This window comes from Pseudomonas sp. Ors-4-3C (assembly GCF_055755035.1).
The window spans coordinates 4,458,469-4,472,136 of sequence record NZ_CM146900.1; the positions used below are offsets into that span (position 1 = coordinate 4,458,469).

The 13,668-nt window shown below is 59.9% G+C and carries 16 protein-coding genes; 9 read left to right on the top strand and 7 right to left on the bottom strand.

The annotated features are described in order from the left end of the window. Positions 1-172: 172 nt before the first annotated feature. Positions 173-451 carry a hypothetical protein gene (locus tag ACVHNU_RS20045; RefSeq protein WP_003228098.1) on the bottom strand — a complete coding sequence of 93 codons (279 nt, stop codon included), beginning with the start codon at positions 449-451 and terminating at the stop codon, positions 173-175. Between the two features lie 194 nt (positions 452-645). Here ACVHNU_RS20045 and ACVHNU_RS20050 point away from each other — a divergent pair, with 194 nt between their 5' ends. Further along, positions 646-852 carry a hypothetical protein gene (locus ACVHNU_RS20050; protein ID WP_045122054.1) on the top strand — a complete coding sequence of 69 codons (207 nt, stop codon included), beginning with the start codon at positions 646-648 and terminating at the stop codon, positions 850-852. Between the two features lie 181 nt (positions 853-1,033). Here ACVHNU_RS20050 and ACVHNU_RS20055 read toward each other — a convergent pair whose 3' ends face one another. Beyond that, positions 1,034-1,618, bottom strand: a complete 585-nt coding sequence (locus tag ACVHNU_RS20055) for a YajG family lipoprotein (RefSeq protein ID WP_003228101.1) — start codon at positions 1,616-1,618, stop codon at positions 1,034-1,036. A 205-nt stretch (positions 1,619-1,823) separates the two neighbouring features. On the opposite strand from ACVHNU_RS20055, the gene ACVHNU_RS20060 reads away from it, so the two are divergent. Both ACVHNU_RS20060 and mqo read left to right on the top strand, forming a co-directional pair. Next, the gene (locus ACVHNU_RS20060; RefSeq protein WP_007912834.1) at positions 1,824-2,057 is read left to right on the top strand and encodes a hypothetical protein; all 234 of its coding nucleotides are present in this window, start codon (positions 1,824-1,826) and stop codon (positions 2,055-2,057) included. Positions 2,058-2,762: 705 nt separating this feature from the next. After that, positions 2,763-4,271: a malate dehydrogenase (quinone) gene (gene mqo / locus ACVHNU_RS20065; protein WP_003228110.1), complete on the top strand. Its 1,509-nt coding sequence runs from the start codon at positions 2,763-2,765 to the stop codon at positions 4,269-4,271. A 138-nt stretch (positions 4,272-4,409) separates the two neighbouring features. On the opposite strand, the gene ACVHNU_RS20070 is transcribed toward mqo, so the two are convergent. The 3 genes from ACVHNU_RS20070 to ACVHNU_RS20080 all read right to left on the bottom strand — a co-directional run bounded on the left by ACVHNU_RS20070 (position 4,410) and on the right by ACVHNU_RS20080 (position 5,982). Next, positions 4,410-4,697: a PA4642 family protein gene (locus ACVHNU_RS20070; protein WP_473018167.1), complete on the bottom strand. Its 288-nt coding sequence runs from the start codon at positions 4,695-4,697 to the stop codon at positions 4,410-4,412. A 63-nt stretch (positions 4,698-4,760) separates the two neighbouring features. Further along, on the bottom strand, positions 4,761-5,246 hold the full coding sequence (locus ACVHNU_RS20075) for a hypothetical protein (protein ID WP_003228114.1): 486 nt from the start codon (positions 5,244-5,246) through the stop codon (positions 4,761-4,763). 178 nt (positions 5,247-5,424) lie between these two features. Next, entirely contained in the window at positions 5,425-5,982 is a 558-nt protein-coding gene (locus tag ACVHNU_RS20080) for a hypoxanthine-guanine phosphoribosyltransferase (protein ID WP_003228116.1), read from the bottom strand. 161 nt (positions 5,983-6,143) lie between these two features. Between ACVHNU_RS20080 and upp the strand changes: the two genes are divergently transcribed. Together upp and ACVHNU_RS20090 are read left to right on the top strand one after the other, a co-directional pair. Next, complete coding sequence (upp, locus tag ACVHNU_RS20085; RefSeq protein ID WP_007912842.1) at positions 6,144-6,782, top strand: uracil phosphoribosyltransferase; 639 nt, start codon at positions 6,144-6,146, stop codon at positions 6,780-6,782. A 2-nt stretch (positions 6,783-6,784) separates the two neighbouring features. Beyond that, positions 6,785-8,059 (top strand): uracil-xanthine permease family protein, encoded by a 1,275-nt coding sequence (locus tag ACVHNU_RS20090; protein ID WP_003228120.1) that lies wholly within the window; start codon positions 6,785-6,787, stop codon positions 8,057-8,059. A 152-nt stretch (positions 8,060-8,211) separates the two neighbouring features. On the opposite strand, the gene hemH is transcribed toward ACVHNU_RS20090, so the two are convergent. Beyond that, entirely contained in the window at positions 8,212-9,237 is a 1,026-nt protein-coding gene (gene hemH / locus ACVHNU_RS20095; RefSeq protein ID WP_201136612.1) for a ferrochelatase, read from the bottom strand. A gap of 13 nt (positions 9,238-9,250) precedes the next feature. Continuing rightward, on the bottom strand, positions 9,251-10,153 hold the full coding sequence (locus ACVHNU_RS20100; RefSeq protein WP_003228123.1) for a TIGR01777 family oxidoreductase: 903 nt from the start codon (positions 10,151-10,153) through the stop codon (positions 9,251-9,253). 198 nt (positions 10,154-10,351) lie between these two features. Here ACVHNU_RS20100 and ACVHNU_RS20105 point away from each other — a divergent pair, with 198 nt between their 5' ends. The 4 genes from ACVHNU_RS20105 (at position 10,352) to ACVHNU_RS20120 (ending at position 13,668) form a co-directional block, all read left to right on the top strand. Further along, positions 10,352-11,338 carry an NAD(P)/FAD-dependent oxidoreductase gene (locus ACVHNU_RS20105; RefSeq protein WP_473018168.1) on the top strand — a complete coding sequence of 329 codons (987 nt, stop codon included), beginning with the start codon at positions 10,352-10,354 and terminating at the stop codon, positions 11,336-11,338. Continuing rightward, positions 11,335-11,550, top strand: a complete 216-nt coding sequence (locus ACVHNU_RS20110; protein ID WP_103485753.1) for a TIGR02450 family Trp-rich protein — start codon at positions 11,335-11,337, stop codon at positions 11,548-11,550. Before ACVHNU_RS20105 ends, ACVHNU_RS20110 begins: the two co-directional genes overlap by 4 nt. 214 nt (positions 11,551-11,764) lie before the next feature. Then, positions 11,765-12,727, top strand: a complete 963-nt coding sequence (locus ACVHNU_RS20115) for a YbgA family protein (RefSeq protein ID WP_473018170.1) — start codon at positions 11,765-11,767, stop codon at positions 12,725-12,727. Then, complete coding sequence (locus tag ACVHNU_RS20120; protein WP_473018171.1) at positions 12,727-13,668, top strand: MerR family transcriptional regulator; 942 nt, start codon at positions 12,727-12,729, stop codon at positions 13,666-13,668. The genes ACVHNU_RS20115 and ACVHNU_RS20120 overlap by 1 nt, the downstream gene beginning before the upstream one ends.

Genomic DNA, 13,668 nt, shown 5'->3' on the forward strand with positions numbered 1-13,668 from the left:
TTTTATCTGATTCAATCAAACCTTGTGGCGAGGGAGCTTGCTCCCGCTCGGCTGCGCAGCAGTCGCAAAACCAGATCACGCGGTATACCTGAAAAACCGCGTTTACCTGAATCGGGGCCGCTTCGCAGCCCAGCGGGAGCAAGCTCCCTCGCCACAAGGGTTTGTGCTGTCCTTAGAAGCGGGTACTGATCCAGGAAACGATCAGGGCCAGGCCGAGGCAGGCAAAACCGAAGCGGTAGAAAAAGCGGTTCATGCGCAACGTTGCCCAATCCAGAATCGGTTCGGCATTCGGTTGAGCCTGGCGTTGAGCGGCGATGCTGGCCAGAGCACGTTGTTCACGACGGCGGGTCGCGTGCAGCAGCCAACTGCCTGGAAAGGCCAGTGCCAGTGCCAGCAGGTTGATCAATTTGGCGGGATGGGCGGTAAACAGCGTCATCAAGTGCAGCGACATCACAGACCTCGGAACTGAATCGGTGTGGCAGGCGCCAGATCGACGACCGCGGCGCGGATTCTACCGAAACACGCCTCCACTACCCTACCCTTTGCGACAAATAACCTGACAATCGCCCGATGGCTGCCCTGTGTCACGGCATCGTCATTTACATCGGCCACCATGCGCGCCTCGAAACACACATGGAACGCGACATGCTTCACGCCGAAAACCAGGATCGCCTGTACCTCATCACCCCGACCGACGAACAACAGAGCCTCGTCGGCAGTCTTGCCTTCAATGTTCAGGATCGCCACTGGCTGGTGTATTGCGCCCTCGGCGGGCATCAGCACGCGGACTTGCCGGAGACTGATCTGCTGACCGGCGTGAGCATGCTCGACTTCTACTCCCAGGCTGCCTGAATAACACCGCCCCCCTGTAGGAGCTGCCGCAGGCTGCGATCTTTTGACTTTGATTTTCAAAAACGAGATCAAAAGATCGCAGCCTTCGGCAGCTCCTACAGGGGATTAGCGGGGAATCAGTGGACATTAAAAAGCCCGGCGCCATCACTGGCGCCGGGCTTTTGCACATCTGCCGAACAGCTTACTCGGCGAGGATCTGACCTACGGTCGGGTCCTTGAACAGACGGGTCAAGGCATCGCTCAACACGTCGCTGACCAGCTTGGTGTTGGTTTCCTGGTTCGGCGCCATGCCGAAGCGCTGGTCCAGCGAAGCACCGTAGCGGCCGCTGTAGCGACGGTTGCCGCTCTGCACATCGGAGCGGAAGGTCGCGCCGATGGTGGCTTCGGTCACGTACATGCCTTCTTTCGGCGACTGGTACTTCAGCTCGGTCAGGGTCACGGTCAGTTGCGGCGCGTTCATCCCGTTGCTGGTCGGGGTGAAGCCGAGCAGACGCACCGCGGCTTCAGCCTGCGCCTGCAGCTTCGGCAGGATCTGCTCACGCTGCACGGTGATGGCGCTGGTTTCCGGGTACAGGCCGCCACGGGTGCCGAGGGTTGGCGACGGACGACCGTCAACCACGCGCACCACCACTTGCTGGCCATGGCCGACCGGGGCCAACTGAGTGGTCAGCTTGGGTTCCGGGCTCAGTTGTTGCGGGCTGTGGGCGCAGCCAACCAGGGTCAAACTGGTCACAGTGATCAAACCGAACAACAGGCGTTGCAACATGCTCTTTTCTCCAGAATCAGGCACAAACAGGCCGGCAGTATAGCGGTGGGCCACTGCGGGTAACCAGCACTCGACAGTGAATACTCGAATGTCTGACCCGCCCATGGGAATGCGGTTCCTGTCACAGATTATTCACCGCCCATACACCTTGGCGTCACGGCCACTTGGCAAGCTTCAAACCAGTCCTCCAACAAGGTACCTGGCCATGCGTTATCTGATCTCGTTGTTCGCTCCACGTCCGCTGCACCGCAGCTTTGCCCTGCTCGACCGCAACGGTCACTGCCAGGCATTCAAGCAGTGCAGCCTGCAACCGATGGGCGATGGCTGGGTGGAAATCGAAGAAATCCGTCTCAACTGGTTGCACCAGCCACTGCCCGCCAGCGCCCGCGTCATAGCGTCGCAGCCCCGCGCACGCGTGCAAGCGATGTTGAGCATCTGACCGGATGCCTAATAAAAGTCATTAAACACGAGCAACTGCCAGCATTTCTTCGATACAATCTCCCCCCGATTATAAGGACGTCTCCTGATCGGGCCCCGCAACACCGGCAATGCCCAGCATTAGCCATCAAAATCGCCCACAGAGAGCCGCCCACACAGATCGAGTGAAGTTGGCGCGCTTGCCTGTTCTTCCGGCAAAACCCCGCTTTTCGCGAATCTGCAGAGCTGTCATACGCTCGGCCACCGCGTTGTTTTGCCTTTGCGGGCACGGTGCCAGGCCTGGACAGCCCTTTTTGAGGTTCACGTCTTCAAAAGAGCGTGAAAAAAACGGGTTTTCACAACTTCACAAGAGTGTGGCGAGCAAATGAATAGTTTTGCGTCTGAACATGCACCATTAGCGTCTGAAACAGCCCAACGACACAGGACCGGGGATACCTCGAACATCGGAGCCTGAAGCCTGTCCGCTACGGATTTGGTTGCACAAAACGGATGTCTCGACCATAAGTCGAATTGCCAGCCGCGTGCTGAAATGAGTTCATGCAACTCTTGAAGCCAGGCCGCATGCATCCGTCGAAGTTGCGAAAAATTGCGAAGATTCGGACATGACGAACCTGACCATGGGTATCTGGGGCGCAACTGACTTGCCCCGTCACTCCCTGGCAGCCATGCCGACAATTTGGTGCTGCAGATTTTGGAGACGCGTTAAATGGCGCATAACGAAGCAGTCGACGTAGTTCTGGTTGGGGCCGGCATCATGAGTGCCACCCTGGCAGTACTGCTCAAAGAGCTCGACCCGGCGATCAAGCTGGAAGTCGTCGAGTTGATGGATTCCGGTGCTGCGGAGAGTTCCAACCCGTGGAACAACGCCGGTACCGGCCACGCCGGCCTGTGCGAGCTGAACTACACGCCGCAGGCAGCCGACGGCAGCGTCGACATCAAGAAAGCCGTTCACATCAACACCCAGTTCGAAGTGTCCAAGCAGTTCTGGTCGTACCTGACCAAGAAAGGCACCTTCGGCTCGTGCAAATCCTTCATCAGCCCGGTGCCGCACCTGAGCTTCGTTCAGGGTGACAAAGGCGTGTCGTTCCTCAAGGAACGCTTCAACGTGTTGCACAAGCACCACGCCTTCGCCGACATGGAATACACCGAAGACAAGGCCAAGATGGCCGAGTGGATGCCGCTGATGATGCCGGGCCGCTCGCCGGACGAAGTGCTGGCTGCCACCCGCGTGATGAATGGTACCGACGTCAACTTCGGCGCCCTGACCAATCAGTTGCTCAAGCACCTGACCAGCGCACCGGACACCCAGGTCAAATACTGCAAGCGCGTGACCGGCCTCAAGCGCAACGGCGCCGGCTGGACGGTGAGCATCAAGGACGTCAACAGCGGCAGCAGCCGTGAAGTCGACGCCAAATTCGTCTTCCTCGGCGCCGGTGGCGCGGCCCTGCCGCTGCTGCAGGCTTCGGGCATCGAAGAAAGCAAAGGCTTCGGCGGCTTCCCGATCAGCGGCCAGTGGCTGCGTTGCGATAACCCGGAAGTGGTCAAGCATCACCAGGCCAAGGTCTACAGCCAGGCCGCGGTCGGTTCACCACCAATGTCGGTGCCGCACCTGGACACCCGCGTGGTCGACGGCAAGAAATCCCTGCTGTTCGGGCCATACGCCGGCTTCACCACCAAGTTCCTCAAGCACGGCTCCTTCATGGACCTGCCGCTGTCGGTTCGCGCCAGCAACATCGGCCCGATGCTGGCAGTGGCGAAAAACAACATGGACCTGACCAAGTACCTGGTCAGCGAAGTGATGCAATCGATGGAGCAGCGCCTGGACTCCCTGCGCCGCTTCTACCCGGAGGCGAAAGCCGAAGACTGGCGCCTGGAAGTGGCCGGCCAACGGGTACAGATCATCAAGAAAGACCCGAAAAAGGGCGGCATCCTGCAATTCGGTACCGAACTGGTTGCGGCGAAAGACGGCTCTCTGGCTGCACTGCTCGGCGCTTCGCCAGGCGCTTCGGTGACCGTTTCGATCATGCTCGAGCTGATCGAGAAATGCTTCCCGGCCAAGGCCAAGGGTGAGTGGGCAGCCAAACTGGCGGAGATCTTCCCGGCCCGCGAGAAGGTCCTGGAAACCGATGCTGCGCTGTATCGCAAGATCAACACGCAGAACAACATCGCGCTGGAACTGGTTGAAGAAAGCAGCGAGACCCCAAGCTTCGCTTGATCTTGCAGCATAAAAAAACGCCCCATCCGGGGCGTTTTTTTATGCCTGACAGAAGCAAAAGATCGCAGCCTTCGGCAGCTCCTACAGGGCAAGCACAAATCCCATGTAGGAGCTGCCGCAGGCTGCGATCTTTTGATCTTAACCGCGAGCCTTGTCGATCAGCTCGATGTACTCAGGGGCGTTGCGCTGATCGGCGATCAGCTCAACGAAGGTCTTGCCCTGCTCATCCTTGCCATCGACGTCGTAGCCAGCGGCAACGAAGAAGGTCAGAAAGCGTTCGAAGTCATCGATGCGCAGGCCGCGATAGGCCTTGACCAGTTTGTGCAGCGACGGCGAAGTGGCGTCGACCGGCTCAAAATCGAGGAACAGCTTGATCTGCTCATCGCCGATCTCGTCACCAATCACCTGTTTCTTATCTTTACGCATTGCCGACTCCAGCTCGCAGACATTACACGGGGCGGGCAGTTTACCCCTGCCCCGCTACAAGGCTCAACGCGAACGAACGGCCCCGGTGTGCAGATCGGCCCAGATGTGGCCGTTGGCGTAACTGAGGAATTGCACATAGACGGTGTCGTTGCGCAGCAGATCGATCACTACCCGGTACTGGGCCAGCGGGTAATACAGGGTCAGGGTCTTGCTCTTGTCGTCATAAACCGGTTTTTTCAGGCTCTTGCTTTCGCCATCGAAATTGACCAGCACCTGGGTGATGGTCGCGCCCTTGTTCAACGACTTGCCCTTGAGGCGGATCATCAGCGGCGACGTGACCGGAATCGGCTGTTGATTGGACTGGCGTTGCGCACCGACCACCACCGAATAATCGGTGACTTGCAGCAGTTGTTGCTGCTCGGGCTCGGCATCGCGCAGGGTCAGGTCGTCTGGCGGCAGAAATTGACTGTGCATCGGCGCCGGGGCGGCGGCCAGGGGCAGGCTGAGGGTCAGCAACAGGGCGGCAAGGCTGCGGATCAAAAGGCTCATGACATGCTCCGGGGGCGGGGCCGAGCACTCTAGCATGGGGGTAGCAGATGGATCAGCACACACAAAACAACTGTAGGAGTGAGCCTGCTCGCGATAGCGTCGTATCAGTCAACATCAACATTGCTGACAGATCGCTATCGCGAGCAGGCTCACTCCTACAGGGGATAGTGCAGGGTTCTTACATGCCTTTAACGGCAAAGATCCCGTTGGCGTTGCGCCAGTAGCCTTTGTAGTCCATGCCGTAACCGAAGATGTAACGGTCAACGCATGGCAGGCCGACGAAGTCTGCTTTCAGGTCAGGACGCGCCTTGCGGTCGTGATCCTTGTCGATCAGCACGGCGGTGTGCACTTTGCGCGCGCCGGCGTGTTTGCAGAAGTCGATGATCGCGCCCAGGGTGTGACCTTCGTCGAGGATGTCGTCGATGATCAGCACGTCGCGGTCGATGAACGAGACTTCCGGCTTGGCTTTCCAGAACAGGTCGCCGCCGCTGGTTTCGTTGCGATAACGGGTCGCGTGCAGGTAGGACGCTTCCAGCGGAAATTGCAGGTGAGTCAGCAGTTTGCCGGAGAAGATCAGGCCGCCGTTCATCACGCAGAACACCACCGGGTTGCTATCGGCCAGTTGTTCGTTGATTTGTGCACCGACGCGGGCGATGGCGGCCTCGACTTCAGATTCGGTGTACAGGCAGTCAGCCTCTCGCATGATTTGACGGATATGCTCGAGATCAGCGGACATGGCGCTCTCCAGGGGGATGTTTTCGGAAAAGCGGGCAAAGGTACGCATCCCGTGAGGTCGAATCAAGCCTTAATGGACTAACGTACTCAATGTCCTATAGGACATCACCCTCGGATAGATTAATCTAGGCCGGTTTTTTTGCCCGCCGCCGGAGTTTTTCCATGCCCATCCTCGAGATCCGCCATCCGCTGATCCGCCATAAACTCGGCCTGATGCGCCGCGCCGATATCAGCACCAAGAATTTCCGTGAGCTTGCTCAGGAAGTCGGCGCTCTGTTGACCTATGAAGCTACAAAAGATCTGCCGCTCGAATCCTACGATATCGCAGGATGGTGCGGCACGGTGTCGGTGGAGAAAATCGCCGGCAAGAAAATCACCGTCGTGCCGATCCTGCGCGCCGGCATCGGCATGCTCGAAGGCGTGCTGAGCCTGATCCCGGGTGCCAAGGTTTCCGCTGTGGGCGTTGCCCGCAATGAAGAAACCCTGCAAGCGCACACTTATCTGGAAAAACTGGTTCCGGAAATCGACGAACGGTTGGCGATGATCATCGACCCGATGCTCGCCACCGGCAGCTCCATGGTTGCGACCATCGACCTGCTGAAGAAAGCCGGTTGCAAGGACATCCGCGCCATGGTCCTGGTAGCCGCGCCGGAAGGCATTGCTGCCGTAGAAAAGGCTCACCCGGACGTGACCATCTACACCGCGTCCATCGATGAGCGTCTGAACGAACACGGGTACATCATCCCAGGGCTTGGCGATGCCGGTGACAAGATCTTCGGTACCAAGCAGAAGGACGCGTGAGCATGCAGCAAGAGTTCAACGATCCGCTCTGGCGCACGGTGCTGTCCGGCGCCCAGATGCTGTTCGTAGCGTTCGGCGCCCTGGTGCTGATGCCGCTGATCACCGGCCTTGACCCGAACGTGGCATTGTTCACCGCGGGTCTGGGGACGATTCTGTTCCAGATCGTCACCGGGCGTCAGGTGCCGGTATTCCTTGCATCGAGCTTTGCCTTCATCACCCCGATCATTCTCGCCAAGGGCCAGTTCGGCCTCGCCGCGACCATGGGCGGCGTGATGGCAGCCGGTTTCGTCTACACCTTCCTCGGCCTCGCCGTGAAGATCAAGGGCACCGGTTTCATCGATCGCTTGCTGCCACCGGTGGTGATTGGTCCGGTAATCATTTCCATCGGCCTGGCCATGGCGCCGATTGCCGCGAACATGGCAATGGGCAAGGCGGGCGACGGCTCCGAGCTGATCCACTACCAGACCGCGATGATGATCTCGATGCCGGCGCTGCTGACCACGTTGATCGTGGCGGTGTTCGGTAAAGGCATCTTCCGTCTGGTGCCGATCATTTCCGGGGTGCTGGTGGGTTTCGCCATGTCGTTCTATTTCGGCGTGGTCGATACCGCGAAGATTGCGGCGGCGCCATGGTTTGCGCTGCCGCACTTCACCGCGCCGGAGTTCAACTGGCAGGCGATCCTGTTCATTGTTCCGGTAGCCCTGGCTCCGGCCATCGAGCACATCGGCGGCGTGATTGCCGTAGGTAGCGTGACCGGTCGCGACTATCTGAAGAAGCCTGGCCTGCACCGTACCCTGCTGGGTGACGGCATCGCCACCACGGCGGCCGGTCTGTTTGGCGGCCCGCCAAACACCACCTACGCCGAAGTGACCGGCGCGGTAATGCTGACCAAGAACTACAACCCGAAAATCATGACCTGGGCGGCGATCTTCGCCATCACCCTGGCGTTCATCGGCAAGTTCGGCGCGCTGCTGCAAAGCATTCCGGTGCCGGTGATGGGCGGGATTCTGTGCCTGCTGTTCGGTTCGATCGCGGCGGTGGGGATGAACACCCTGATCCGCCACAAGATCGACCTCGGCGAGGCGCGTAATCTGGTGATCGTGTCGGTGACCCTGGTGTTCGGTATCGGCGGTGTGCTGGTCGGCACCGGTACTGGCCCGGATGACTTCGGCCTCAAAGGCATCGCGCTGTGCGCGGTGGTGGCGATTGCGCTGAACCTGATCCTGCCAGGCAATGATGGCTGGAAGAACAAGAAGGCGGATGAGCCGCTGATCTAAAATCTGGCGCCTTACCTGTGGCGAGGGAGCTTGCTCCCGCTTGACTGCGAAGCAGTCATAAACTCGGCGGATGCGGTATTTCTGTGAACCGCGTCCGCAGGGTTTGGGGCTGCTTCGCAGCCCAGCGGGAGCAAGCTCCCTCGCCACAACAGCTACAGGGCCAGCGGCGCTCTTTCGCAGAGGGTCGCCAACGCCTTCGCCCATTGCGGCTCATCATTCAGGCACGGCACCAGCACCAACTCCTCGCCCCCCGCTTCGCGGAACTGTTCCTTGCCGCGATCACCGATCTCTTCCAGCGTCTCGATGCAGTCGGCAACGAACGCCGGGCACATCACCAGAATCTTCTTCACGCCGCTTTTCGCCAGCTCATCCAGCCGCGCTTCGGTGTAGGGTTCGATCCACTTCGCCCGCCCCAGACGCGACTGAAACGACACCGACCATTTGCCATCGGCAATGCCCGCGCGCCTGGCGAATTCAGAGGCGGTGCGCATGCACTGGGCGCGGTAACAGGTGGCAAGCACGGCCGGCGAAGCATTCTGGCAGCAATCCGCGTTTTTCAAGCAGTGGTTACCGGTCGGATCGAGCTTGGTCAGGTGCCGTTCCGGCAAGCCATGGAAGCTCAGCAGCAAGTGATCGTAGTCCTGCTGCAAATGCGGCGTGGCGCTGGCGACCAGTGCGTCGATGTATTCCGGCTGGTCGTAAAACGGTTGCAGCACTGAAAGCTGCACGTCGAGTTTCTTCTCGCGAATCACCCGCCTGGCTTCTTCGATCACCGTGGTCGTGGTGCTGTCGGCGAACTGTGGATAGAGCGGCGCCAGCGTGATGCGCTTGTGCCCTGCTGCGACCAGCTGCAGCAACCTGGTTTCAATCGACGGCTCGCCGTAACGCATGGCCAGCTCTACCGGACCGTGGCTCCACTGGGTGGTCATCTGCTGTTGCAGACGACGGCTGAGCACCACCAGCGGCGAGCCCTCCTCCCACCAGATCGAAGCGTAGGCATGGGCCGATTGCTCGGGGCGCTTGATCAGGATCAGCGACACCAACAACCGCCGCACCGGCCACGGCAGGTCGATCACATACGGGTCCATCAGAAATTGATTGAGGTAGCGGCGTACATCGGCCACCGAGGTGGAGGCCGGAGAACCCAGGTTGACCAGAAGCAAGGCGTGATCGGTCATGCATCGTCCTATTTCAAAGGCGGCCGGAGAGATCATCCAGGGCCGCGCGCAAATCCGTGAACTGGAAAGTGAAACCCGCTTCCAGCAAGCGTGCCGGCATGGCGCGTTGGCCACCCAGCAACAGCGATGACATTTCGCCAAGCCCGACCTTCAAGGCCAGGGCCGGCATCGGCATGAACGCCGGGCGGTGCAGCACGCTGCCCAGCGTTTTGGCAAACTCGCGATTGCGCACCGGTTTGGGCGCGCAGGCATTATAAGGACCGCTCGCCTGATCGCGGTGCAGAAGAAAATCAATCAGGGCGATTTGATCATCGATGTGAATCCACGGCATCCACTGCCGGCCATTGCCCAAAGGCCCGCCCAGACCGAGTTTGAACATCAGCAACAGCCGCGACAAAAAGCCGCCCTCGGCCGACAGCACCAACCCGGTACGCACCAGCACCACACGGATGCCCTGACCTTCGGCACGCTGGGCGGTTTCTTCCCAGGCAATGCACAACTGACTGGCAAAGTCGTCGATCACTGGCGGCGAATCTTCGGTCAGCTCACGTTCACCGCCATCGCCGTACCAGCCGACAGCAGAGCCGGAGATCAACAAACCCGGTTTCTGCTGACGCGTTTCCAGCCAGGCCAGCAGGGTTTCGGTGAGGGTGATGCGGCTGCTCCACAACAACGCCTTGCGCCGATGGGTCCATGGCCGATCAGCAATCGGCGCACCGGCCAGGTTGACCACCGCGTCCAGCGGCTCGTCGCCGAAGTCTTCGAGACGCGCAATCGCGCGCACCTGCGCGCCACAGATTTTCGCGACTTTTTCCGGACGCCGACTCCACACCGTCAGCTGATGGCCCTGTCCCGACCAGTGTCGGCAGAGCTGACGGCCTATCAAACCAGTACCGCCGGTCAGCAATATGCGCATGACATCTTCCTCGCGTGGCGTTTTACCCGGATCACTAGTCTATTTTTATAAGCAGGGATCTTTTCTATCGGGCAGGCTCTATTGTTTAACCATAGGCCAAGCTGTCAGAACGAGAACGCTAGAAGTTATACCAAAAAACAAAATTGTACAGGTTTCATTGACGGCGTAGTCTGTACAGAAAGGTAAAACGAGGCCCCTATGACTGTACCTATCGCAATCATCGGCACCGGCATCGCCGGACTCTCCGCCGCCCAGGCCCTGACAGACGCCGGACACACCGTCCAGCTCTTCGACAAAAGCCGCGGCAGTGGCGGGCGCATGTCGAGCAAACGCAGCGACGCCGGTTCTCTGGACATGGGTGCGCAATACTTCACCGCCCGTGACCGGCGTTTCGTCACCGAGGTGCAACGCTGGCAAAGCCTGGGCTGGGTCGCCGAATGGACGCCGCAGCTCTATACCTTTCAGGGTGGAAAACTGAACCTGTCGCCGGACGAGCAGATCCGCTGGGTCGGCACACCGCGCATGAGTGCTATCACCCGAGGCTTGCTCGGTGATCTGGAAGTCCACTTCGCCTGCCGCATCACCGAAGTCTTTCGCGGGGAAGAACACTGGCACCTGCAGGACGCCGAAGGCTTCACCCACGGCCCGTTCAGCCACGTGGTGATCGCGACGCCAGCACCGCAAGCCACTGCATTGCTGGCCGCGGCGCCGAAACTGGCCGGTGCGGCCGCCGGGGTGAAAATGGACCCGACCTGGGCCGTCGCCCTCGCCTTCGATACGCCACTGGATACGCCGATCGAAGGTTGCTTCGTGCAGGACAGCCCCATCGACTGGCTGGCGCGCAACCGCAGTAAACCGGGGCGCGACACCACTTGCGACACTTGGGTACTGCACGCCAGCAGCGCCTGGAGCCGACAACACATCGATCTGCCCAAGGAAGCGGTGATCGAGCAACTGCATGGCGCTTTCGCCGAACTGCTGCACAGTGCAATGCCCCCTCCGACCTTCAGCCTCGCCCACCGCTGGCTCTACGCTCGCCCTGCGACCGGCCACGAATGGGGCACGCTGGCCGATGCCGACCTGGGCCTGTACGCCTGCGGCGACTGGTGCCTGTCCGGCCGTGTCGAAGGCGCCTGGCTCAGCGGTCAGGAAGCCGCGCGCCGCTTGCACGAGAACCTGCAGTGAACCGTATCAATCCGCAAAAACTGCTGCTGTCGAAGTGGACAGCAGCCCACCCGCAAAACCGCGAAAAGCATTTTCTGGTCACCGAGCTGTTCCGCGATGAGGAAGGTACGGTGCTGGAGATTGAGTTGCAGGCGGTGTTGACCAAGCGCGCAGAACGCCTCGATTGGCAGACGCTGAAGAACAACGATCACTGGTTACTGGGCTGGAAATGATTTCCCTGTGGGAGCGGGCTTGCTCGCGAAAGCGCTGTGTCAGTCACATTGATCCAGCTGAGCTGACGCCTTCGCGAGCAAGCCCGCTCCCACAGTCGATCGTGTAAACCTGGAAAAACTTATACAAATGATTTGACTTGTACACGTATGAATCTATGCTGAAGAAAAGTTGTACAGAGCTAACTGTCTGTACAGGAATAGATTCGAGGTGTGCATGTCCGACCTTTCTGCATCCCGGCCCAAAATCGCCATCAGCGCCTGCCTGATGGGCGCTGAAGTGCGCTACAACGGTGGGCACAAAGAATCGCGGCTGTGCAGCCGCACCCTGGCTGAACATTTCGAATTCGTTCCGGTGTGCCCCGAAGTTGCCATTGGCCTGGGCATCCCTCGTGAACCGATCCGTCTGGTCGGCGATCCGGATGCTCCCGAAGCCGTCGGCACAGTCAATCCGCAAATCAATGTGACTGAACCGCTGGCCGCCTACGGGCAGAAAATGGCCGGTGAACTCGATGACATCTGCGGCTACATCTTCATGCAGCAGTCGCCTTCGTGCGGTCTGGAGCGGGTCAAGGTCTATCACGCCAACGGCGCCCCGGTGAATGGCGGCGGCCGTGGCATCTATGCCCAGGCGTTCTGCGCGCAGCACCCTGACCTGCCGGTGGAAGAAGCCGGACGCCTGAACGATCCAGTGCTGCGGGAAAACTTCATCACCCGCGTGCTCGCCTACAGCGCCTGGCAGCAGGTGCTCGAACAAGGCTTGAGCCGCCGCGCACTGACCGAATTTCACTCGCGCTACAAATACCTGCTGATGGCGCACAACCCGGAGCAATACAAAGCCCTGGGCAAACTGCTGGGCAACATGGGCAAGACCAATCCGGTCGAACTCGGCCCACACTATTTCAGCGAGTTGATGAGCGCGTTGAAGAAATGCGCCACCCGCCGCACCCACAGCAATGTCCTGCAACACATCAGCGGCTACCTGAAACAGGCGATCAGCCCTGAAGACAAACAGGAAATGCAGCATGTGATCGGCCAGTACCGCCACGGCATCGTGCCGCTGGTGGTGCCGTTGACCTTGCTCAAGCACCACTTTCGCCTACACCCGGATCCCTACATTGCGCAGCAGGTTTACTTGCAGCCGCATCCGGAAAACCTCAGCCTGCGAAACGCCATTTGATGAACGACACACTCGACACCAGCGCCCAGGAAGACCTGGGTGCAGACTTCAAGAAAGCCCTCGACGAGGGCTGGCTGCCGATCCGCGAAGTGGCGCGGCAGACCGGCGTCAACGCCATCACCCTGCGCGCCTGGGAGCGCCGTTACGGGCTGATCGTGCCGCAACGCACACCCAAGGGCCATCGCCTGTATTCCAGCGAACATGTGCAGCAAATTCTGACCATCCTGACCTGGCTCAACCGGGGCGTGGCGGTCAGTCAGGTCAAGCCGTTGCTCGACACCCCGCAAGCCTTTACCGAAACGGTGGAAAACGACTGGCAGCGCCAGCGCAACGTATTGCTCGACGCCGTCACCCACCTCAACGAGCGCAACCTCGACGACAGCATCAACCAGGCCATGGCCCTGTATCCGCCGCGCACCCTGTGTGAGCAGTTGCTGCTGCCGCTGCTGACCGAACTCGAGCAGCGCTGGCAATGCCAGTTCGGTGCGCAGATGGAGCGGGTGTTCTTTTATTCCTGGTTACGCAGCAAATTCGGCGCGCGCATCTACCATAACAATCGACAGTTACACACTGCGCCGCTGCTGTTGATCAATCACTCGGACCTGCCGCTGGAACCGCACCTGTGGCTCTGCGCGTGGCTGATCAGCAGCGCCGATTGCCCGGTGCAAGTGTTCGACTGGCCGCTATCGGCCGGAGAACTGGCGCTGGCGGTCGATCATCTGCAAGCGCGCGGCGTGCTGCTGTATTCCAGCAAGGCGATGAACCTGGCGCAGCTGCCAAAACTGCTGAATGGCGTCAGTGCCCCCACATTGCTGGTCGGACCAACGGTATGCATCCACCAGACCGAGTTGTCCGTAAGAACTGGCGAAACCGCTGATTTGATCCTGGCCGAAGATCCGCTCTCGGCGCATCAGGCACTCGTCCAGCGTGGGCTGATTTAA

Excerpts from the sequence above, each read along its gene's own strand:
- ACVHNU_RS20045 (WP_003228098.1), bottom strand. The coding sequence starts at position 451 with ATGTCGCTGCACTTGATGACGCTGTTTACCGCCCATCCCGCCAAATTG.
- ACVHNU_RS20050 (WP_045122054.1), top strand. The coding sequence starts at position 646 with ATGCTTCACGCCGAAAACCAGGATCGCCTGTACCTCATCACCCCGACC.
- ACVHNU_RS20055 (WP_003228101.1), bottom strand. The coding sequence starts at position 1,618 with ATGTTGCAACGCCTGTTGTTCGGTTTGATCACTGTGACCAGTTTGACC.
- ACVHNU_RS20060 (WP_007912834.1), top strand. The coding sequence starts at position 1,824 with ATGCGTTATCTGATCTCGTTGTTCGCTCCACGTCCGCTGCACCGCAGC.
- mqo (WP_003228110.1), top strand. The coding sequence starts at position 2,763 with ATGGCGCATAACGAAGCAGTCGACGTAGTTCTGGTTGGGGCCGGCATC.
- ACVHNU_RS20070 (WP_473018167.1), bottom strand. The coding sequence starts at position 4,697 with ATGCGTAAAGATAAGAAACAGGTGATTGGTGACGAGATCGGCGATGAG.
- ACVHNU_RS20075 (WP_003228114.1), bottom strand. The coding sequence starts at position 5,246 with ATGAGCCTTTTGATCCGCAGCCTTGCCGCCCTGTTGCTGACCCTCAGC.
- ACVHNU_RS20080 (WP_003228116.1), bottom strand. The coding sequence starts at position 5,982 with ATGTCCGCTGATCTCGAGCATATCCGTCAAATCATGCGAGAGGCTGAC.
- upp (WP_007912842.1), top strand. The coding sequence starts at position 6,144 with ATGCCCATCCTCGAGATCCGCCATCCGCTGATCCGCCATAAACTCGGC.
- ACVHNU_RS20090 (WP_003228120.1), top strand. The coding sequence starts at position 6,785 with ATGCAGCAAGAGTTCAACGATCCGCTCTGGCGCACGGTGCTGTCCGGC.
- hemH (WP_201136612.1), bottom strand. The coding sequence starts at position 9,237 with ATGACCGATCACGCCTTGCTTCTGGTCAACCTGGGTTCTCCGGCCTCC.
- ACVHNU_RS20100 (WP_003228123.1), bottom strand. The coding sequence starts at position 10,153 with ATGCGCATATTGCTGACCGGCGGTACTGGTTTGATAGGCCGTCAGCTC.
- ACVHNU_RS20105 (WP_473018168.1), top strand. The coding sequence starts at position 10,352 with ATGACTGTACCTATCGCAATCATCGGCACCGGCATCGCCGGACTCTCC.
- ACVHNU_RS20115 (WP_473018170.1), top strand. The coding sequence starts at position 11,765 with ATGTCCGACCTTTCTGCATCCCGGCCCAAAATCGCCATCAGCGCCTGC.
- ACVHNU_RS20120 (WP_473018171.1), top strand. The coding sequence starts at position 12,727 with ATGAACGACACACTCGACACCAGCGCCCAGGAAGACCTGGGTGCAGAC.